The 17,957-nt window shown below is 73.4% G+C and carries 18 protein-coding genes; 11 read left to right on the top strand and 7 right to left on the bottom strand.

The features are described from left to right. Nucleotides 1-50: 50 nt before the first annotated feature. On the bottom strand, nucleotides 51-821 hold the full coding sequence (locus tag ACZ5TL_RS21425; RefSeq protein WP_468591653.1) for a sirohydrochlorin chelatase: 771 nt from the start codon (nucleotides 819-821) through the stop codon (nucleotides 51-53). Between the two features lie 213 nt (nucleotides 822-1,034). Between ACZ5TL_RS21425 and ACZ5TL_RS21420 the strand changes: the two genes are divergently transcribed. Further along, nucleotides 1,035-1,733, top strand: coding sequence for a SanA/YdcF family protein (locus ACZ5TL_RS21420; RefSeq protein ID WP_468591652.1), 699 nt, complete (start codon nucleotides 1,035-1,037; stop codon nucleotides 1,731-1,733). A 320-nt stretch (nucleotides 1,734-2,053) separates the two neighbouring features. Here the strand turns inward: ACZ5TL_RS21420 and ACZ5TL_RS21415 are convergent, their stop codons facing one another. From ACZ5TL_RS21415 to ACZ5TL_RS21405, 3 genes are read right to left on the bottom strand one after another with little or no spacing between them, the layout of a single operon-like run. After that, a complete protein-coding gene (locus ACZ5TL_RS21415) occupies nucleotides 2,054-2,821 on the bottom strand; it encodes an enoyl-CoA hydratase-related protein (protein ID WP_468591651.1) in 768 nt (255 codons plus the stop codon). A 21-nt stretch (nucleotides 2,822-2,842) separates the two neighbouring features. Then, complete coding sequence (locus ACZ5TL_RS21410; RefSeq protein WP_468591650.1) at nucleotides 2,843-4,099, bottom strand: ferredoxin reductase domain-containing protein; 1,257 nt, start codon at nucleotides 4,097-4,099, stop codon at nucleotides 2,843-2,845. Continuing rightward, nucleotides 4,096-5,616 (bottom strand): amino acid adenylation domain-containing protein, encoded by a 1,521-nt coding sequence (locus tag ACZ5TL_RS21405; protein WP_468591649.1) that lies wholly within the window; start codon nucleotides 5,614-5,616, stop codon nucleotides 4,096-4,098. The genes ACZ5TL_RS21410 and ACZ5TL_RS21405 overlap by 4 nt, the downstream gene beginning before the upstream one ends. 369 nt (nucleotides 5,617-5,985) lie before the next feature. Here ACZ5TL_RS21405 and ACZ5TL_RS21400 point away from each other — a divergent pair, with 369 nt between their 5' ends. Further along, the gene (locus ACZ5TL_RS21400; protein WP_468591648.1) at nucleotides 5,986-8,082 is read left to right on the top strand and encodes a molybdopterin oxidoreductase family protein; all 2,097 of its coding nucleotides are present in this window, start codon (nucleotides 5,986-5,988) and stop codon (nucleotides 8,080-8,082) included. Nucleotides 8,083-8,120: 38 nt separating this feature from the next. Here the strand turns inward: ACZ5TL_RS21400 and ACZ5TL_RS21395 are convergent, their stop codons facing one another. After that, nucleotides 8,121-8,306 (bottom strand): hypothetical protein, encoded by a 186-nt coding sequence (locus ACZ5TL_RS21395; RefSeq protein ID WP_468591647.1) that lies wholly within the window; start codon nucleotides 8,304-8,306, stop codon nucleotides 8,121-8,123. Between the two features lie 139 nt (nucleotides 8,307-8,445). Between ACZ5TL_RS21395 and ACZ5TL_RS21390 the strand changes: the two genes are divergently transcribed. After that, nucleotides 8,446-8,868, top strand: a complete 423-nt coding sequence (locus ACZ5TL_RS21390; RefSeq protein WP_468591645.1) for a gamma-glutamylcyclotransferase family protein — start codon at nucleotides 8,446-8,448, stop codon at nucleotides 8,866-8,868. 227 nt (nucleotides 8,869-9,095) lie between these two features. Here ACZ5TL_RS21390 and ACZ5TL_RS21385 read toward each other — a convergent pair whose 3' ends face one another. Further along, nucleotides 9,096-9,710, bottom strand: coding sequence for an NADPH-dependent FMN reductase (locus ACZ5TL_RS21385; protein ID WP_468591644.1), 615 nt, complete (start codon nucleotides 9,708-9,710; stop codon nucleotides 9,096-9,098). Between the two features lie 270 nt (nucleotides 9,711-9,980). Here ACZ5TL_RS21385 and ACZ5TL_RS21380 point away from each other — a divergent pair, with 270 nt between their 5' ends. Together ACZ5TL_RS21380 and ACZ5TL_RS21375 are read left to right on the top strand one after the other, a co-directional pair. After that, nucleotides 9,981-10,502, top strand: coding sequence for a hypothetical protein (locus ACZ5TL_RS21380; protein WP_468591643.1), 522 nt, complete (start codon nucleotides 9,981-9,983; stop codon nucleotides 10,500-10,502). A 133-nt stretch (nucleotides 10,503-10,635) separates the two neighbouring features. Further along, nucleotides 10,636-11,295: a class F sortase gene (locus ACZ5TL_RS21375; RefSeq protein ID WP_468591642.1), complete on the top strand. Its 660-nt coding sequence runs from the start codon at nucleotides 10,636-10,638 to the stop codon at nucleotides 11,293-11,295. Here the strand turns inward: ACZ5TL_RS21375 and ACZ5TL_RS21370 are convergent. After that, complete coding sequence (locus tag ACZ5TL_RS21370; RefSeq protein WP_468591640.1) at nucleotides 11,233-11,625, bottom strand: winged helix-turn-helix transcriptional regulator; 393 nt, start codon at nucleotides 11,623-11,625, stop codon at nucleotides 11,233-11,235. The genes ACZ5TL_RS21375 and ACZ5TL_RS21370 overlap by 63 nt on opposite strands. 105 nt (nucleotides 11,626-11,730) lie before the next feature. On the opposite strand from ACZ5TL_RS21370, the gene ACZ5TL_RS21365 reads away from it, so the two are divergent. From ACZ5TL_RS21365 to ACZ5TL_RS21340, 6 genes are all read left to right on the top strand, one after another. Further along, the gene (locus ACZ5TL_RS21365; RefSeq protein ID WP_468591638.1) at nucleotides 11,731-12,633 is read left to right on the top strand and encodes an NAD(P)-dependent oxidoreductase; all 903 of its coding nucleotides are present in this window, start codon (nucleotides 11,731-11,733) and stop codon (nucleotides 12,631-12,633) included. A 222-nt stretch (nucleotides 12,634-12,855) separates the two neighbouring features. Next, entirely contained in the window at nucleotides 12,856-14,082 is a 1,227-nt protein-coding gene (locus tag ACZ5TL_RS21360; protein WP_468591637.1) for an NAD(P)/FAD-dependent oxidoreductase, read from the top strand. Then, on the top strand, nucleotides 14,082-16,688 hold the full coding sequence (gene nirB, locus ACZ5TL_RS21355; RefSeq protein WP_468591635.1) for a nitrite reductase large subunit NirB: 2,607 nt from the start codon (nucleotides 14,082-14,084) through the stop codon (nucleotides 16,686-16,688). Before ACZ5TL_RS21360 ends, nirB begins: the two co-directional genes overlap by 1 nt. Further along, nucleotides 16,685-17,035: a nitrite reductase small subunit NirD gene (nirD, locus tag ACZ5TL_RS21350; protein WP_468591634.1), complete on the top strand. Its 351-nt coding sequence runs from the start codon at nucleotides 16,685-16,687 to the stop codon at nucleotides 17,033-17,035. The genes nirB and nirD overlap by 4 nt, the downstream gene beginning before the upstream one ends. A 109-nt stretch (nucleotides 17,036-17,144) precedes the next feature. After that, nucleotides 17,145-17,339 (top strand): hypothetical protein, encoded by a 195-nt coding sequence (locus tag ACZ5TL_RS21345; RefSeq protein WP_468591633.1) that lies wholly within the window; start codon nucleotides 17,145-17,147, stop codon nucleotides 17,337-17,339. 33 nt (nucleotides 17,340-17,372) lie between these two features. Next, nucleotides 17,373-17,957, top strand: a complete 585-nt coding sequence (locus tag ACZ5TL_RS21340) for a TetR/AcrR family transcriptional regulator (RefSeq protein WP_468591632.1) — start codon at nucleotides 17,373-17,375, stop codon at nucleotides 17,955-17,957.

Below are 17,957 nucleotides of genomic sequence, written 5' to 3'. Positions count from 1 at the left end.
GTGCGGGTGGATTGTGGCTGGTCGCGCAGTTCCCCGCGCCCCTCGAGGCATCACGCCGAGGCCAGTTGCCGGGCAACGGGCGACGTTGCCAAAGCCTCGTCGTAGCGGTGCAGGAGGAGGTGGGCCATGGCCGGGTGGGTGCCGAGGGGGGCCGCGGCGATCCAGGGGGCGGCTTGGGCGCATTCCGTGGCGAAGCGGCCCGGGGCCGTGAAGTAGGAGGCCAGGGCGATGTGGCGGCGGCCCCTGGCGAGCAGGGTGCGGACGGCCGTTTCCACCGTGGGAGTCGCCGCGGAGGCGTAGGCCGGGATGACGGGGACGCCCAGGCGGGCCGCCAGGAGGTGGGCCGTGCGGCCGGTGTCCGTCTTCGCGTCCGGGTCGCGGGAGCCCGCCGCGGCGAGGACGACCGCGCTGGTGCGGCGGGGGGTCGCGCCCCAGCCGGCCTCCGTCAGACGGGCCTGGAGGGCGTCCACCAGGAGGGGGTGCGGGCCCAGGGGTGACGCCATGTGAGTGCGGGCCGGGGAGGCCGCCGCCATCTCGGGGATGTCCTGCTTGACGTGGTAGCCGCGGCTGAGGAGGAGCGGGACCAGGACCACCTCCGTGTCGCCGAGGGCGGCGAGTGTGCCGGGGAGCAGGGGGGCGTTCAGTTCGATGTGCCCGAGGTGCACCGGCACGTCGGGGCGCAGCGCGCGGACGCGGTCCAGGAGCGCGCGTACCGTGCTCAGCGCGCGGGGGTCGCGGCTGCCGTGCGCCACGACCACGAGGGCGGGCGGGGCCGGCCGGCACGGGGCGGGCGGCGGGACGAGGCTGAGCTGGCTGGGCATGGATCGATGGTCGCGGCGTCACGTTGCCTCCCCGTTGCGTGGGGGTCACGGGTGTTTTCCAGCGGTTCACCACGCGGGACAGGGGGTGTGTGAGCACTCTTGACCTGGGGTTTCCATGGGCCGAGTGAAGCTGGTCACGTGGGCGTGGGTGAACCGGGAGGCCCGGCCGGACGTCCCTGACTGTCGAGAGCCGACCTGGGGAGGGACCGTCCGATGCGTCTTCCGGCGTTTCGCAGACCGCGGCTGCCGCGTACCCGCCGGGGGCAGCGGCGGCTGGTGCAGGCCGTGATGGCCGGGTGCGTGCTCGCGCTGCTTCCGGCGACCTGGATGTACGCCGTGGCCGGTGACCGGCTGCGGACGACGGCCGATGCGCCGCGTACCGACGTGGCCGTGGTGTTCGGTGCCGGGTTGTGGGCCGGGGAGCCCTCGCCCTATCTCGCGCACCGGCTGGACGCCGCGGCGGAGCTGTACCGGGAGGGGCGGGTGAAGGTGGTGCTGGTGACCGGGGACAACAGCCGCGAGGAATACGACGAGCCGGACGCGATGCGCGTCTACCTGACCCGGCACGGGGTGCCCGACGCGCGGATCGTCAGTGACTACGCGGGCTTCGACACCTGGGACTCCTGCGTGCGCGCGAAGAAGATCTTCGGGGTGGACGAGGCCGTGCTGATCAGCCAGGGGTTCCACATCCGGCGGGCGGTGGCGCTGTGCCAGGCGGCCGGGGTCGAGTCGTACGGGGTCGGAGTGGACGCCGTGCATGACGCGACCTGGTACTACGGGGGCGCCCGGGAGGTCCTCGCCGCCGGGAAGGCCGCTCTGGACGCGGCGTTCCGGCCGGACCCCCGGTTCCTCGGGCCTCAGGAGCCGGGCGTGGAAAGGGCGTTGGCCACGGCCGAAGCGCCTCTCGGGTGAATCCGCACGTTCGTCGGCCATGTCGGGCTCGGCACCTACGGCAACGGGGGGCGGACCTCCACACCGTGTGCGGGGACACCGTCTCCGCCGGCGTGGAGGTCGACGGGTGGGGCCCGCCGGCATCCAGATCGGACCCGGCGGGGTCGGCAGAAGCGGTCTGGGGGCGGGTGACGAGCCGTACGACGTGTACGGGTGCCGAGTTCGGGCCCCGTGCGGGCTGACCGGGGCCGTGCCCTGACCAGGCACACTCCCTGACCGTGGCCGGGGGCGGAAGCGCGGCCGGTGCGCCGCGCGTTCCGCCCCCGGCCTCCTCGTGCGGGTCAGCGGCCGTGGAAGCGCGGGGTGCGCTTCTCCAGGAACGCGGTCATCCCCTCCTTCTGGTCGTCGGTGGCGAACAGAGCATGGAAGACGCGGCGTTCGAAGCGGATGCCGTCCCTGAGGCCCGTCTCCAGGGCCCGGTCGACACACTCGCGGGCCGCTCTGACCGCCGCACCGCCGTACGAGGCGATCGTCGCCGCCGCTTCGAGGGCCTCGGGCAGGACCCGGTCGTCCGGGACCACACGGGAGACCAGACCGCAGCTTCCGGCCTCCCGGGCGTCCATCGTGCGGCCGGTGAGTACGAGGTCCATCGCCTTCGCCCGGCCGACCAGGCGGGTCAGCCGCTGGGTGCCGCCGATGCCTGGGATCACGCCCAGCTTGATCTCCGGCTGGCCGAAGACCGCCGACTCCCCCGCGACGACCAGGTCGCACATCATCGCCAGCTCGCAACCACCGCCCAGGGCATGGCCGTTGACGGCGGCGATCTTCGGGGTGCGCAGGTCCGCGAACTCCTCCCAGGCGGCGAAGTAGTCCTCGGCCGCCATGTCGACGGCCGACTTCCCCGCCATCTCCCTGATGTCGGCACCCGCCGCGAAGACGCGCTCCGAGCCGGTGACGACGAAGCACCCGGTCTCGGGGTCCGCATCCAACGGGCGCAGGACGTCGAGGAGTTCGGTGAGGAGTTCACTGCTGAGCGCGTTGCGGACGTGCGGGCGGTGCAGGTGCACGGTCACCACACGGCCGTGCCGCTCGACCTTCAGATGGTTCATCTGCTGTCTCCTTCCATGGGGTCACGAGTCCCAGATCGCGCCGTACGCCGGAATCCCCCGCCGCTCCAGGCCATGGACCACCTGCCAGGTCAGCTTCTTGTTGGAGATGCAGATGACCGCCTCGGCGCCGAAGTCCCGGCAGGCCTCGTGGGCGAGGCGCACCATGTCGGGCTTGCCGTGCCGGGAGGTGTCCCAGATGAGCGCGTGCGGCTGGACGGCGAGGATCTCGTCGACCAGGGCGTCGCCGTAGGTGGCGCGAGGGTCGCGGGTCGCCCAGACCAGGCGGGAAGGGACCTCGGCGGCGAGCAGGTGGGGCAGGCACGGGCCGATGCCGCTGCCGGTCGCCACGTAGACCACCTTGCGGAACAGGACCTCGATGTTGGCGACTCCGGCCGTGGTGATGCCCTTGACCCACACGCGCTCGGGCAGGTCGTCGATGAACGAGCCCGTCCAGTCGCCGGCCCGGGAGATGGTGAGCCGGAAGCCCGGCTCGCCGGGGGCGGGGACGTTGGCGAAGGAGTGCCATTCCTTCAGCGGGCTGCGGCTGATCGCGGTGGACGAGCCAGCGAAGGGGGTCTCGCCGTGGTCGAAGCGGGCCAGCACGACGTGCGAGGAGGGGCGTTCGAGGCGGACGCGCACCTTGCGCAGCCGCAGCCAGGGCAGGGCGACGCTGAAGGTGACCACCGCGAGCACGCCGACCTCCCAGGGGCCGGGCGACGACAGCAGCGTGTGCGTCCAGAACAGGGCCAGCGCCGTCCAGCCGCCGAAGCGGTGGATCTTCTCGAAGTGGTCGTGGTGGCGGGAGCGGAAGGGCGGCAGGGCGGTGCCGATGACGAACGCGAGGAGGGCGATCAGGGTCCAGCCGACGGCCGCCCGGGGGCCGTTCGGTGTCGTGATCGTCAGCGCCAGGAACCAGGCGGTGCCCGCCAGCGCCCCGCCGACGTGCAGTCCGCCGAAGTGGTACACCTTGCCGAGCGTCCAGCGCACCTTCAGCGGCCAGCTCGTCGGGGCCGAGGTCGCCAGCCGGAAGAAGAGGTTGATGACGTACTGCTGGCGTACGAGGACGGCGAGGGCGAGGTTGGCGAGCGCCGCGTGCCCGAGGGTGGGTGTGGCCAGCGGCCGGCCGGCCCACAGGAACGCCGCGTTGGCGAGGAGCACCAGGGCCGCCAGGCGGTTGTAGTGCATCAGGCGGGGGTGCTTGAGCAGGCGGCGGGCGGGTGGGAGGAGCGGCGGGAGTTCGCCGGTGTCCTGCCGTGCCCGGGGCGGGGACGTGGTCATCGGGCCACCGCCACGCGCTGTTCCAGCATCCCCAGCAGTGCCTGTTTGTCGACCTTGCCGCGGTCGGTCTCGGGGAGGAAGGCGAGCGGCACGACCTGCTCGGGGACGCAGTAGTACGGCAGGGCCGCCGCGACTGCCCGGCGGGCCGTGTCCGGGTCGACGTCGGCGGGGCAGACGAAGGACACCAGGGTGCGGGCGTCGCGTTTCAGGGTGACGGCCCGGACGCAGCCGGCGGCCGACTCCAGGACCGAGGAGACGGAGTCCAGTTCGACGCGGAAGCCGCGCACCTTGACCTGGTCGTCGGTGCGCCCGAGGTGCTCCAGTTGGCCGTCGGGGGTCCAGCGGCCGAGGTCGCGGGTGCGGAACATGCGGCGGCCACCGCCGAGGAACGGGTCGGGGGCGTAGCGCTCGGTGTTGAGGTGGTCGTCGCCGAGGTAGCCCGCGGAGACGCAGTCGCCGCCCGCCCACATCTCACCGGCCTCGCCGACGGGCACGGGGCGGCGGTCGGCGTCGAGGACGTAGACCGTGTTGTTGGGGGTGGGGCGGCCGATGGTGAGCAGCGGGGCGGCCGGGTCGTGACGGCTCATCGTGTTGACGATCGTCGTCTCCGTCGGGCCGCAGCAGTTGTGGAAGGCGGCCTGCCGGGCCCACCGGTCGGCCAGCGGGCGCGGGCAGGGCTCGCCCGCCACGGCCACCGTGCGCACGCGGGGGCAATCGGCGGGGTCGAGGCCCGACAGCACGGTCGGCGTCGCGACGAGCACGTCCGCCGTACGGGCCGCCGCGGCGATGTCCTTGCCCCGGATGACGAGGGTGCCGCCGTGGGCGAGGCAGCCGAGGATCTCCCAGGCGGCCATGTCGAAGGCGATGTTGAGGAGCTGGGCGACCCGGTCGCCGGGGCGGATGCCGAGGCCGCCCGGTCCGGTGAGCAGGATGTTGGCGACGTTGCGGTGGGTGACCTTCACGCCGTTGGGGCGGCCGGTGGTGCCGGAGGTGAACAGGACGTAGCAGCCGTCGTCGCCGGTGACACGCGGGCGCGGGGCGGGGGCGGGGGGCAGCGGCTCGTCCAGGGGGAGCAGCAGGTGGCCGTCGGGCAGCGGGACGCGGTGGGCGTGTGCGGCGACGGTGAGGACGATCCGGGTGCGGGCGGTGCGGATGACGTGGGTGAGCTGGGCGGGGGGCGCGAGGCCGACGTCCTGGGGGACGTAGGCGGCGCCGGCCTTCAGGATGCCCAGCAGGCCGACCAGCATCGGGATCGAGCGGCGGACGAACAGGCCGACGTGGTCGCCGGGGCGTACGCCCTCGCGGACCAGGCGGGCGGCGAGGGCGTCGGCGTACCGGTCCAGCTCGCCGTAGGTGACGCGGGCGCCCTGGTGCTCGGCGGCCACGGCGTGCGGACGGGAGGCGGCCTGCCGGGCGACGGCGTGGTGCAGGAGCGGGTCGGGGACGGGGACGGCGGGGCCTCGGCCGTACTGCCAAAAGAGCTGCTGGTCGTGGGGGGTCAAGTGGCGCAGAGGCATGATCGGTTGGCCTCCTGGCTGTTTCGAGGTCGGAAGGCCACACGCGGCGGAGCCGCGGGTGGATGCAGCCGTGAGCGGCGGGCATGCCCGGGTGTCGAAGCCGTACGGAGTCGTGCGAGCGCTGCGCGTAGCGAGAGCGTAGTGCGACTGCTTCAACACTCAACGAGGCCGGATCGGCCAAGAAAGGAACGCAATAAGCCACATGTGGCGTCTCTGGTCCCAGGGGCAACGTCCGTGCCGGTCGGCGGCGACCTGTAGGTGGGCAGGCGTGTGCCTCACGCGGGCCGGGCGGTGGCGGGGAGGTTGCCGTCCCGGCCGCGTAACAGGGAACCGCCCCCGGCGTAACACGGGCGAAGCACGCTGAACGGTATGCAGAACACCGCCATCCCCACGCACTGCCCGTACTGCGCCCTGCAGTGCGGGATGAACCTCACCCCCGCGCCGGACGGGACCGTCGAGGTGAGTGAGCGTGCGGACTTCCCGGTGAACCGGGGCGCGCTGTGCGGCAAGGGCCGTACGGCGCCTGCGGTGCTCGCGAGGAACGTCCGTCTGACCTCGCCGCTGGTGCGCGACGAGGGCGGCACGCTGGTGCCCGCCTCCTGGGACGAGGCGCTGGGCCGGATCGTGGCCCAGCTGCGCCGGACGCGCAGGGAACACGGGCCGGACGCGGTCGGGGTGTTCGGCGGGGGCGGGCTGACGAACGAGAAGGCGTACACGCTCGGCAAGTTCGCGCGGGTCGTGCTCGGCACGTCCCAGATCGACTACAACGGCCGGTTCTGCATGTCGTCGGCGGCCGCCGCCGGCATCAAGGCCTTCGGTCTCGACCGCGGGCTGCCCTTCCCGCTGGAGGACATCCCGAAGTCGGGCTGTGTGATCCTCGTCGGGTCGAACCTGGCGGAGACCATGCCGCCGTCGCTGCGGTTCTTCACCGAGCTGAAGGAGAACGGCGGCACGCTGGTCGTCATCGACCCGCGCCGCACCAGGACCGCCGAGCAGGCGGACCTGCACCTCGCGCCCCGGCCGGGCACGGACCTGGCGCTGGCGCTGGGTCTGCTGCACCTCGTGATCGCCGAAGGGCGGGTGGACGAGGAGTACGTCCGGGAGCGCACGGCCGGCTGGGAGGACGCGCGGGCCGCCGCCATGGCGCACTGGCCGGAGTACGTGGAGCGGATCACGGGGGTGTCCGTTCCCCAGCTGCGGGAGACCGTGCGGATGTTCTGCGAGCCGGAGTCGGCGATGGTGCTCACCGCCCGCGGGCCCGAGCAGCAGTCCAAGGGCACGGACACGGTCGGCGCGTGGATCAACCTGTGCCTGGCGACCGGCCGGGCGGGCCGCCCGCGGTCCGGGTACGGCTGCCTGACCGGGCAGGGAAACGGGCAGGGCGGGCGCGAACACGGGCAGAAGGCCGACCAGTTGCCGGGCTACCGCAAGCTCGACGACCCGGCGGCGCGGCGGCATGTCGCCGAGGTGTGGGGCGTGGACCCGGACAGCCTGCCGGGGCCGGGGCGCAGCGCCTACGAGCTGCTGGACGCGCTGGGCACGGACATCAGGTCCCTGCTGCTGATGGCGTCCAACCCGGTGGTGTCGGCGCCGCGTGCCGCGCACATCGAGGAGCGCATCAGGTCGCTGGAGTTCCTGGCCGTCTGTGACGTGGTGCTGTCGGAGACGGCGGAGCTCGCGGACGTGGTCCTGCCGGTCACGCAGTGGGCCGAGGAGACGGGCACGACGACGAACCTGGAGGGCAGGGTGCTGCTCCGCCGCCGGGCGATCACCCCGCCCGACGGCGTCCGCAGCGACCTGGAAGTCATGCACGAACTGGCCGCCCGCCTCGGCGTGGAGAAGGGCTTCCCGACGGACGCGGAGGAGGTCTTCGAGGAACTCCGCCGGGCGTCCGCGGGCGGGCCGGCCGACTACTCGGGGATCACGTACCGGAGGCTGGCCGAGGAGAACGGGGTGTTCTGGCCCTGCCCGGCGGCCGGGCCGCCCGCCGGGGAGGACCACCACCCCGGCACGCCCCGCCTCTTCCTCGACCGCTTCGCCACCCCCGACGGCCGGGCCCGGTTCGTCCCCGTCTCGCACCGCGCGATCGCCGAGGAACCCGACGACGAGTACCCCGTGCTGCTCACCACCGGCCGGGTCGTGGCGCAGTACCAGTCCGGGGCGCAGACGCGGCGCGTGGCGGAGCTGAACGCCGCCGCGCCCGGGGCGTTCGTGGAGCTGCACCCCCGGCTCGCGGCCCGCCTCGGGGCGGCCGAGGGCGATCCGGTCGCCGTCGTGTCACGGCGGGGCCGGGCCGTGGCGCCCGCGAGGATCACGAACGCCATCCGGCCCGACACCGTCTTCATGCCGTTCCACTGGCCGGGCGAGGGCCGCGCCAACTCCCTCACCAACCCCGCGCTGGACCCGACCTCCCGGATGCCGGAGTTCAAGGCGTGCGCGGTGCGGCTGGAAGCGGTCGAGCGGTAGGCGTGGCCGGAAGCGGGCCTTCGTGCCCTGGGCCGGGGTCAGACCCAGGGCCCCGGCCCGGTCCGCGAGGCCGTCCCGGCCTCCTCGATCACCGCGGCCCTGGTCGGCCTGTCGGCCGCTCCGGCGGTCGGGGAGAGCGCGGCGGCCACCAGGGCGGTGGTGCCGGTGACGGCCGCACCGGGGAGGGCGAGACGGGAGCCGCGGACATGACGTATCCGACTCATCGGTCTCCTCATGCGGGCGCACCCGGTCGAGTGGGGTCGACCGGGTGCGGTGTTGATGTTGACCGCGAGTCAAGTCGGCACGGACATGGCATGTTCATAGCTCCGCTGTGGAGGTGCGTGAGGGTGCAGAATCGTTCCTGTGACCCTGCCCTTCTTCGTCTACGGCACCCTCCGCCCCGGCGAGGTCAACCACGACCTCTTCCTGCGCGGCCGCACCCGCTCCGCGGAACCCGGGCGGCTCTCGGGGACGGTGCTGTACCACGGGCCGGGCTATCCCTACGCGGTCGAGGAGCCCGGCGGCGGCACGGTCGGCGGAGAGCTGGTGACCGCGCTGCCGGAGGCGTACGCGGGGCTGCTCGCCGAGCTGGACCGGCTGGAGGAGTACGTGCCGGGCGATCCGAGCAGCCTGTACCTGCGCGTGGAGCGGAAGGTCGTACGGGAGGCGGACGGGGCGGCTGTCCGGGCCTGGGTGTACGTCGCCGCGCCCGCTGTCGCCGAACGGCTGCGGGGTGCCGGGCGGCGGGTGGAGGGCGGGGAGTGGCGGGGGCGGCGTCGGCGGTGACGGACGAGGCGGGACGGGCCTGACGTGGGGTGGGAGTGACGGGCGGGGCAGGCCCGACGGGCGGCGCAGGCCCGACGGGCGGCGCAGGCCCGACGGGCGGCGCAGGCCCGACGGGCGGCGCAGGCCTGACGGGCGGCGGGCCCGGCGGGCGGCGAGCCGGCGCAGACCGCCGCCACCGGGCGGCGCGGGCCCGACGGGCGCGTGATTCCGCCCCTCCCTGCCCGGTGTCAGCCCCCGTACGGACGCCTCTCCCGGGCCTCCCGCAACGCCCGGCCCCACCACACCAGTTGGTCCAGCATGGTCTTGGCCGCGGCGTCCGGGCCCGACGGGTCGCGCAGGGTGCCCTCGCCGTCGAACGAGGCGCCGGCGTTGTGGAAGGAGACCGTGTCGCGGACCGTCACGGCGTGGAGTTCGGCGAAGACCTGGCGGAGGTGCTCCGCGGCGCGCAGGCCGCCGGCCAGTCCGCCGTAGGAGACCAGGGCGACGGGCTTGGCCCGCCACTCGGCGTAGTGCCAGTCGACGAGGTTCTTCAGGCCCGCCGGGAAGGAGTGGTTGTACTCGGGGGTGAGGACCACGAAGGCGTCCGCACGGGCCAGCTTCGGGGTGATGCCGGACAGCGCGGCCGTCGCCTCGGGGGTCCGCTCGAAGGAGGTCGGCAGCGCGGCCCCGGCGACGTCCACGACCTCGGCGACCAGGTCGTCCCGGTCCCGGATGCGGCCGAGAAGCCAGTCGGCGACGACCGGGCCGAAGCGGCCGTGGCGGTTGCTGCCGACGACGAGGGTCACGCGGAGGGGATCGGTCACGGGCTGCGGAGCGGCCGTACCGGCCGTGGTGGTGGTCATGCGGCACAGCCTCATACCTCAACCTTCCTTGAGGTCAAGCGCCGGGGCGCGCCCCCGGGTCACCCGTTCACACGCGCCTGCCGGGCTCTTCCGCGCCACCACGCGCCGACCGCCCGCGACCTGCCGAAACGCCCCCTGCCGGACCGTCAGCCCCGCCGCTCCTGACACCCGTTCACCCCAATTCTGACGCTGCCTCAGAAAGCGCGGTCGTCCCGCTGCCCGTTACCTCGGAAGGGCAGGCGCACGACCGAACCGCTCGAAGGAGCACCGATGCGACGTACCGCCCGGCCCCTGACCGGTACCGCGCTCGCCGTCGCCGCCGCGGCTCTCGCCGCCGCCCCCGCGTACGGCGCGCCCGCCGGTGACCTGGAGCTGTCCCCGGCGTCGGTGGTGCCGGGCGGGCAGGTCACCGTGCGCACGGCGGCCTGCGGTGACGGCGGTTCGGCGACGGGCGACGCCAGCGCGGTCGGGGCCGGTTTCCTGAGCCTCACGCCGGGCCCGCAGAAGCAGGACCCGGCCGGGCGCTTCCGGGTGCCGCCGAGCGCGCAGCCGGCGACGTACGAGATCACCGCGACGTGCGCCGGCAGTGGCCGGCGGGTCACCGGGGATCTGGTGGTCACGCTGACGCCGGTGCACGAGCAGGTGCATCCCCGGGGGAGTGTGAAGACAGGGGTCGGTGGCGCTCTGGGTACCGATCCCGTGCAGACCGCGGCCGGTGTGGCGGCCCTTGCCGTCGCCGCCGCGGGCGGTACCTGGCTCCTGCATCGCCGGGCGAGAGGCGACGGGATCTGACGGACACCCTCCGCTGTCCGTCCCCGGTACCGCATGTCCCCTCCCCCTCCGGGTCCGACGCCCCTCGCGGCCCGGAGGGGGCACGGGGCGGGACTCCCGCGCACGCCGGGGGAGATCGGGAAAGGGGTCGGGTATGCGCGGGTTCCCCGGGTTCGGCGGCGGGTGCGGCAACCCCGCCGACGCGGCCATGGCGGCCCTCACGGCGTTCGCCCTGTGCACCGGGGCGTGGCTGCTGCGCCCCGGCGCCGAGACGCACGCCCCGCCGCAGCCGTCCGCCGCGCAGGCCGGCGCCGGGCTGGACGGCCGGGCGGGTGAGCGGCCCGCCGCCCCCGGGCTGCCGCCCTCGCCGCCGGACCGCGTCCGCATCCCGGCGATCGGGGTGAACGCGCCCCTGACCGGCCTCGGCCTGACGAAGACCGGCAGCCTCGAGGTACCGCCCGCCGCGCGGAGGAACCTCGCCGGCTGGTACGCGTCCGGCGCCACCCCGGGCGAGCGGGGCACCGCGATCGTCGCCGGGCACGTCGACAACGCCGACGGGCCCGCCGTCTTCTACGCCCTCGGTGCCCTGGCCAAGGGCAGCACGATCGAGGTGGACCGGCGGGACGGCGGCGTCGCGGTGTTCACCGTGGACGCCGTCGAGGTGTACGCCGCGCGGGACTTCCCGGACGAGAAGGTCTACGGCCCGGCCCGCCGCCCCGAGTTGCGGGTCATCACCTGCGGCGGCGGCTACTCACGCGGCACCGGGTACCAGGGGAACGTCGTCGTCTTCGCGCACCTGACCGGCAGCCGGTGACCCGTCCAGGACGTTGGCCCTCCCCCACTCCCCCAGCGGTTCCAGCGCCTCGTTCAGGGACACGCCCCGGGGCGTCAGCGCGTACTCCACCCGCGGCGGCACCTCGTCGTACGCCTCGCGGTGCACCAGGCCGTCGGCCTCCATCTCCCGCAGATGCGAGGCGAGCACCTTCTCGGTGATCCCCGGCAGTTCGCGCCGCAGCTCGCCGAAACGGCGGGGGCGCTCGTGCAGCGCCCAGAGGATCAGCACCTTCCACTTGCCGCCGATCACGTCCATCGCGGCGTCGATCCCGCAGACGTACGCCCCCGGCCGCCGCCCCGTCGTCCCCATGCCCGAGCCCTCCCCTTCCCCTGCCTGGATCCTTCCCCCAGGGTAACCACCCACTTCGGAGTGCGTACTTGAGCGGACGCTTCCCCTACGACGAGCCTAAACGCCATGACCGACACCTCAGTTGTCCACCGCACCCCGCTCACCCTGCTCGGCACCGGTGCCATGGGCACCGCCCTCGCCCGCGCCTGGCTCGCCGCCGGGCACGAGGTGACCGTCTGGAACCGCACGCCCGCCCGCGCTCGGGCCCTCGCCGCCGAGGGCGCCGTGGTAGCCGCGAGCGCCGCCGAGGCCGTGGCGGCGAACCGCCTGGTGATCGCCTGCCTGCTCGACGACGCCTCCGTGGGTGAGGCGTTCGACGGGGCCGGTCTCGCGGGGCGGGACCTCGTCAATCTGACCACCGGCACCCCCGGCGAGGGCCGTGCGCGCGCCACCTGGGCCGAGGCGCGCGGCGCCCGTTTCCTGGACGGCGGGATCATGGCCGTACCGCCGATGATCGGGCTCCCGGAGTCCGGCGGGTATGTCCTGTACAGCGGCTCCCCCGAGCTGTTCGAGGAGCACCGGGACACCCTCGCGGTCCCGGCCGGCACCCGCTACGTCGGGGCCGACCCGGGGTTCGCCGCGCTGCACGACGTGGCGCTGCTGAGCGCGATGACCGGCATGTTCGCGGGGATCACGCACGCCTTCGCGCTGATCCGGCCGGAGGACATCGCGCCGAAGGACTTCGCGCCGCTGCTCGTGGAGTGGCTGTCCGCGATGGCCCCGGCCGCGCACCAGACGGCTGGCCAGTTGCAGAGCGGCGACTACACCCGCGACGTCGTCTCCAATCTAGCCATGCAGGTCGCGGGCAACGCCACCCTGCTGCGCACGGCCGAGGAGCAGCGGGTCAGCCCGGAGCTGCTGACGCCGTACATGGCGCTGATGGAGCGGCGGCTGGCCCAGGGACACGGCGACGAGGACGGCACCGGGACGATCGAGCTGCTGGATCTGCGGCGGGGCGCGGCCGGCTGAGGACAGCAGGACGATCATGGTCAGCGCCGCACCAGGCATGATCGCGCCCCTGTGCGATGCCGGTGCCATGCCGGTGCCATGCCGGCGCGACGCCCCTCACAGCCCCCGTCACCGCACGTCAGGAACCCTCACACCCCCACCCCCTCCCCGCTGAGGGCAGCGTTCCCCGCGGGAAACAGAGGCGATGCTGCCGGGTAACACCGGCACCGCACGCTCAAGGACATGACCTCGAATGAGCGTGTGGTGGTGATCGGCACCGGCCTCGCCGGCGTACGGCTCGCCCGGCGGCTCGGTGAGCTCGGCACGCCCGCGTTGCTGATCGGCGAGGAGGAGCACCGGCCGTACAACCGGGTGCTGCTCGCCGAGGTGCTGGCCGGACGGTACAGCCCCGAGGTGATCGCCCTGCCGGCGCCCGCGCAGGCCACACGCGGGCGGGTCGTCGGCATCGACCGCGGCGGGCGGACCGTCGAGTGCGCCGACGGCACGGTGATCGCATACGACCGGCTGGTCCTCGCCACCGGATCCAACCCCGTGCTGCCGCCCCTGCGCGGGCTGTTCACCGGGACCGACGAGCAGCACGCACTGCCCGAGGGCGTCCACGCGTTCCGCACCATGGACGACTGCCTCGGCCTGTCCAAGGCGGTCCGGCCGGGTGCGAAGGCGGTTGTGATCGGCGGGGGGCTCCTCGGGGTCTCCGCCGCCCGCGCGCTCGCCCTGCGCGGCGCCCAGGTGGTGCTGGCCCAACAGTCCGAGCGGCTGATGGAGCGCCAGCTCGACCCGGCCGCCTCGAAGCTCGTCAAGCGGCACCTGACCGACCTGGGCGTCGAGGTGCACACCGAGTGCCGCGTCCGGGACGTGCGCTGCGTCGGCGGCGCCGTCCGCTCCGTGGAGATGGCCGACGGGTACGCGCTCGACGCCGACCTCGTCGTCGTGGCCTGCGGCGTCCGCCCCCGGGTGGGTCTCGCGCAGGCCGCCGGCCTCGACGTCCGCAAGGGTGTCGTCGTCGACGACGAGCTGCGCACCTCCGACCCGCACATCCACGCGATCGGCGACTGCGCCCAGCACGGGGGCGTCCTCTACGGGCTCGCCACTCCCGCGCTGGAACAGGCCGACGCGCTCGCGGAACTGCTGGCCGGCGACGGGGCCGCCCGGTACACCGGCACGCGCTCCCTGACCCGGCTCACGCTGAACGGGCAGGACAGTCCCTTCGACCTCGCCGCGTTCGGTGAGACCGAGGCGCTCCCGGGCGACGACGTCGTCCAGCTCACCGATGCCACCCGCGGCACCTACCGCAAGGTCGTCGTCCGCGACGACCGCCTGGTCGGCGGGGTCCTCGTGGGCGAACTCGGCACGGTCGGCGCGCTCGCCCGCGCCTGGGAGGGAGCAGAGCCGCTCCCCTCCGACGGCGGCCCCCTGCTCCACCTGCTCACCAACGACGGAGGCTCTTGATGACGGCCACCCCGGGGGCGACCCCCACGATCGTGCTCGTCGGCCACGGCATGGTCGGCCAGCGCTTCCTCGAAGCGCTCGCCGAGCGCGGCCTGACCGCCACGCACCGCGTGGTCGTGCTCTGTGAGGAGCCACGCCCGGCCTACGACCGTGTGCAGCTCACCTCGTACTTCTCGGGCAAGACCCCGGACGACCTGTCCATGACGGACATGCGGTTCATCGAGGACCACGGCATCGAGCTGCACGTCGGCGACCCGGCCGAGACCGTCGACCGCGAGACGCGGAAGGTGACGGCCCGCTCCGGTCTCGTCGTCGACTACGACGTCCTCGTCCTGGCCACCGGCTCCTACCCCTTCGTGCCGCCGGTCCCGGGCAAGGACGCCGAGGGCTGTTTCGTCTACCGCACGATCGAGGACCTCCTCGCGATCGAGGAGTACGCCAAGAGCCGGGCCCGGGTGGGTGCCGTGGTCGGCGGCGGTCTGCTCGGCCTGGAGGCAGCGGGGGCGCTGAAGGGTCTCGGACTGACCTCACACATCGTGGAGTTCGCGCCCCGGCTGATGCCCGTCCAGGTGGACGAGGGCGGTGGCGCCGCCCTGCTGCGCACCATCGAGGAGATGGGCCTGAGCGTCCACACGGGCGTCGGCACGCAGGAGATCATCGTCGGCGAGGACGGTGCCGTCACCGGCATGAAGCTGTCCGACGGTTCCGCACTCGCCACCGACATGGTGGTGTTCTCCGCCGGTGTCCGCCCCCGCGACCAGCTGGCCCGCGACTGCGGTCTGACCGTCGGCGAGCGCGGCGGCATCACGGTCGACGAGCAGTGCCGTACGGTCTGTGACCCGCACGTGTTCGCGATCGGCGAGTGCGCGCTGGCCTCCGACGGCCGGGTGTACGGCCTGGTGGCCCCCGGCTACGAGCAGGCCGAGACCGTGGCGGCGACGATCGCCGAGGACGAGTCGGCCTTCACCGGCGCCGACCTCTCCACCAAGCTGAAGCTGCTCGGTGTGGACGTGGCGTCCTTCGGTGACGCGCACGGCACCGCCGAGGACTGCCTGGACGTCGTCTACTCCGACTCCCGCGCCGGCCTGTACAAGAAACTGGTCATCGGTCGCGACGGCACGCTGCTGGGCGGCATCCTGGTCGGCGACGCGGAGGCGTACGGCACGCTGAAGGCGTTCACCGGCTCGGTCCCGCCGGTCGCCCCCGAGTCGCTCGTACTGCCGGCCGGCGCCGGGGAGTCCGTCCAGCTCGGCCCGTCCGCGCTGCCGGACGACGCGATCATCTGCTCCTGCCACAACGTCTCCAAGGGCACGATCCGCGGCGCGGTCACCGACCACCAGTGCACGACCGTGCCCGAGGTGAAGAAGTGCACCAAGGCCGGCACCGGCTGCGGCTCCTGCGTCAAGGTCCTCGGCCAGCTCGTCAACGCCGAGCTGGAGGCCAGCGGCATCGAGGTCGACAAGGGCCTGTGCGGCTGCTTCGGGCAGACCCGCGAGGAGCTGTACGAGATCGTCCTCGCCCTGCGCATCAACACCTACCAGGACCTGCTGGACCGCTACGGCCGCGAGGAGGCCCGGGGCGGCGACGGCTGCGAGATCTGCAAGCCGGCCGTCGGCTCGATCATCGCCTCCCTCGCCCCGACGATCGGCGCCAGCGGCTACGTCCTGGACGGCGAGCAGGCGGCCCTGCAGGACACCAACGACCACTTCCTGGCCAACCTGCAGAAGAACGGCTCGTACTCGGTCGTCCCCCGTATCCCCGGCGGCGAGATCGCCCCGGAGAAGCTGATCGTGATCGGCGAGATCGCCCGCGACTTCGGCCTCTACACGAAGATCACCGGCGGTCAGCGGATCGACATGTTCGGCGCCCGCGTCGAGCAACTGCCGCTGATCTGGGCCCGCCTGGTGGACGCCGGCTTCGAGTCCGGCCACGCCTACGGCAAGTCGCTGCGCACGGTGAAGTCCTGCGTCGGGCAGACCTGGTGCCGCTACGGCGTCCAGGACTCCGTCCGCATGGCGATCGACCTGGAGCTGCGCTACCGGGGCCTGCGCTCCCCGCACAAGCTGAAGTCGGCCGTCTCCGGCTGCCAGCGCGAGTGCGCCGAGGCCCAGTCGAAGGACTTCGGCGTGATCGCCACCGCCAACGGCTGGAACCTGTACGTCGGCGGCAACGGCGGCGCCACGCCCCGCCACGCCGACCTGCTCGCGCAGGACCTGTCGGACGCCGAACTGGTCCGCCTGATCGACCGGTTCCTGATGTTCTACATCCGTACGGCCGACCGCCTGGAGCGCACCTCGACCTGGCTGGAGCGGATCCCGGGCGGTCTGGACCACGTGCGGGACGTCGTGGTGCACGACACGCTCGGCATCTGCGACGAGCTGGAGCAGCTGATGCGGGCGCATGTCGCGCACTACCGCGACGAGTGGGCCGAGACCATCAACGACCCCGAGAAGCTGGCCCGGTTCGTGTCCTTCGTGAACGCGCCGGACACCCCGGACCCGGTCGTCGCCTTCGTGCCCGAGCGCGACCAGATGAAGCCCGACTTGCCGCTGCTGTCCATCGGTATGCGACCCGCCGACGTTCTGGAAGGAAGCGCCCAGCGATGACCCTGGCACCCGAGACCACCGATCTGAAGGTCGAACTCGCTCTGGACGGCCACTGGTTCACGGTCTGCGACCTCAGCATGCTGCTCCCGGGCCGCGGGGTGGCGGCACTGCTGCCGGACGGCCGCCAGGCGGCGGTCTTCCGGGACCGCACCGGTGAGCTGTTCGCCATCGACAACCGCGACCCGTTCACCGGCGCGGCGGTCCTCTCCCGCGGCCTGACCGGCACCCACCAGGGCCGCCCGTTCGTCGCCTCGCCCCTGCTGAAGCAGCGCTTCGACCTGACGTCCGGGCAGTGCCTGGACGACGAGGAGGTACAGGTGGCGACGTACAAGGTGCGCACCGCCTGACGGTCCGTCCGGAACGAACAACCGCGCGCAGGATTCCCGCCCGGCTACGGCTGCCGGCGGGGATCCTGCGCGCGGTGCGTTCCCGGCCGGATAAATCGAATCTTTACTCGTGGACGCGGCGGGCAACGTGGTCGGCGCGGCCGTCACGGAGGCGGACGGCGCCTACGCCTTCATCGACCTGGACAGCGGCGAGTACACGGGCATCGCGACCGGCTATCCCTCGGTGGCCGCATCCCTGACGGTGAGCAGCCGCGGCGTGGAACTGTCCCACCCGGCCGAGCAGGCGGAACCCCGGATCACTTGACCAGTCGTTCCAGAAAAGCCTAGGCTCCGTTCCGTGGCCAGGACCAAGGAGTTCGATCCGGACGCCGCGCTGCAGGCAGCTCTCGAGCTGTTCTGGCGGCGCGGCTACGAGGCGACGTCGATGTCCGACCTCGTCGAGCACCTCGGCATCGGACGCGCCAGCATCTACGCGACCTTCGGCAACAAGCACGAGCTGTACCTGAAGGCGCTGGACCGCTACCAGCAGAGCTGTGACCCGCAGCTCCTGCGGGAGCTGTCCCGGCCGGGGCCGGCCCTGCCCGCCGTACGGGCGGTGGTGCGCCGTTTCGCCGCCGAGTCCGCGGCCGACGAACACCGCCTGACCGGCTGCTTCGTCGTCAACACGGCCACCGAGCTGGCCCCGCACGACCCGGCCGCGTGCCGCCGCGTGGAGCACAGCTGGGACCAGCTGGAGACCCTGCTGCACTCAGCCCTGCTCCGTGCGCAGGCACAGGGTGAACTGGACGAGGGCCGCGATCCAGGCGCTCTCGCCCGGATGCTGCTCGTCCTGATGCAGGGACTGCGGGTCGTCGGCAAGGCGTCGGCGGACCCGGTCCGGGTCCGGGACGCGGCGGAACAGGCCCTGGCACTGCTCGCCTGA

Source organism: Streptomyces sp. NPDC033136 (assembly GCF_055578235.1).
The sequence above is the reverse complement of the archived record's forward strand: the minus strand, read 5'-3'. Positions and strand labels throughout refer to the sequence as shown.

What these genes read in the sequence shown, in the direction of transcription:
- ACZ5TL_RS21425 (WP_468591653.1), bottom strand. Translation starts at nt 821, where the DNA reads ATGCCCAGCCAGCTCAGCCTCGTCCCGCCGCCCGCCCCGTGCCGGCCG.
- ACZ5TL_RS21420 (WP_468591652.1), top strand. Translation starts at nt 1,035, where the DNA reads ATGCGTCTTCCGGCGTTTCGCAGACCGCGGCTGCCGCGTACCCGCCGG.
- ACZ5TL_RS21415 (WP_468591651.1), bottom strand. Translation starts at nt 2,821, where the DNA reads ATGAACCATCTGAAGGTCGAGCGGCACGGCCGTGTGGTGACCGTGCAC.
- ACZ5TL_RS21410 (WP_468591650.1), bottom strand. Translation starts at nt 4,099, where the DNA reads ATGACCACGTCCCCGCCCCGGGCACGGCAGGACACCGGCGAACTCCCG.
- ACZ5TL_RS21405 (WP_468591649.1), bottom strand. Translation starts at nt 5,616, where the DNA reads ATGCCTCTGCGCCACTTGACCCCCCACGACCAGCAGCTCTTTTGGCAG.
- ACZ5TL_RS21400 (WP_468591648.1), top strand. Translation starts at nt 5,986, where the DNA reads ATGCAGAACACCGCCATCCCCACGCACTGCCCGTACTGCGCCCTGCAG.
- ACZ5TL_RS21395 (WP_468591647.1), bottom strand. Translation starts at nt 8,306, where the DNA reads ATGAGTCGGATACGTCATGTCCGCGGCTCCCGTCTCGCCCTCCCCGGT.
- ACZ5TL_RS21385 (WP_468591644.1), bottom strand. Translation starts at nt 9,710, where the DNA reads ATGACCACCACCACGGCCGGTACGGCCGCTCCGCAGCCCGTGACCGAT.
- ACZ5TL_RS21380 (WP_468591643.1), top strand. Translation starts at nt 9,981, where the DNA reads ATGCGACGTACCGCCCGGCCCCTGACCGGTACCGCGCTCGCCGTCGCC.
- ACZ5TL_RS21375 (WP_468591642.1), top strand. Translation starts at nt 10,636, where the DNA reads ATGCGCGGGTTCCCCGGGTTCGGCGGCGGGTGCGGCAACCCCGCCGAC.
- ACZ5TL_RS21370 (WP_468591640.1), bottom strand. Translation starts at nt 11,625, where the DNA reads ATGGGGACGACGGGGCGGCGGCCGGGGGCGTACGTCTGCGGGATCGAC.
- ACZ5TL_RS21365 (WP_468591638.1), top strand. Translation starts at nt 11,731, where the DNA reads ATGACCGACACCTCAGTTGTCCACCGCACCCCGCTCACCCTGCTCGGC.
- ACZ5TL_RS21360 (WP_468591637.1), top strand. Translation starts at nt 12,856, where the DNA reads ATGACCTCGAATGAGCGTGTGGTGGTGATCGGCACCGGCCTCGCCGGC.
- nirB (WP_468591635.1), top strand. Translation starts at nt 14,082, where the DNA reads ATGACGGCCACCCCGGGGGCGACCCCCACGATCGTGCTCGTCGGCCAC.
- nirD (WP_468591634.1), top strand. Translation starts at nt 16,685, where the DNA reads ATGACCCTGGCACCCGAGACCACCGATCTGAAGGTCGAACTCGCTCTG.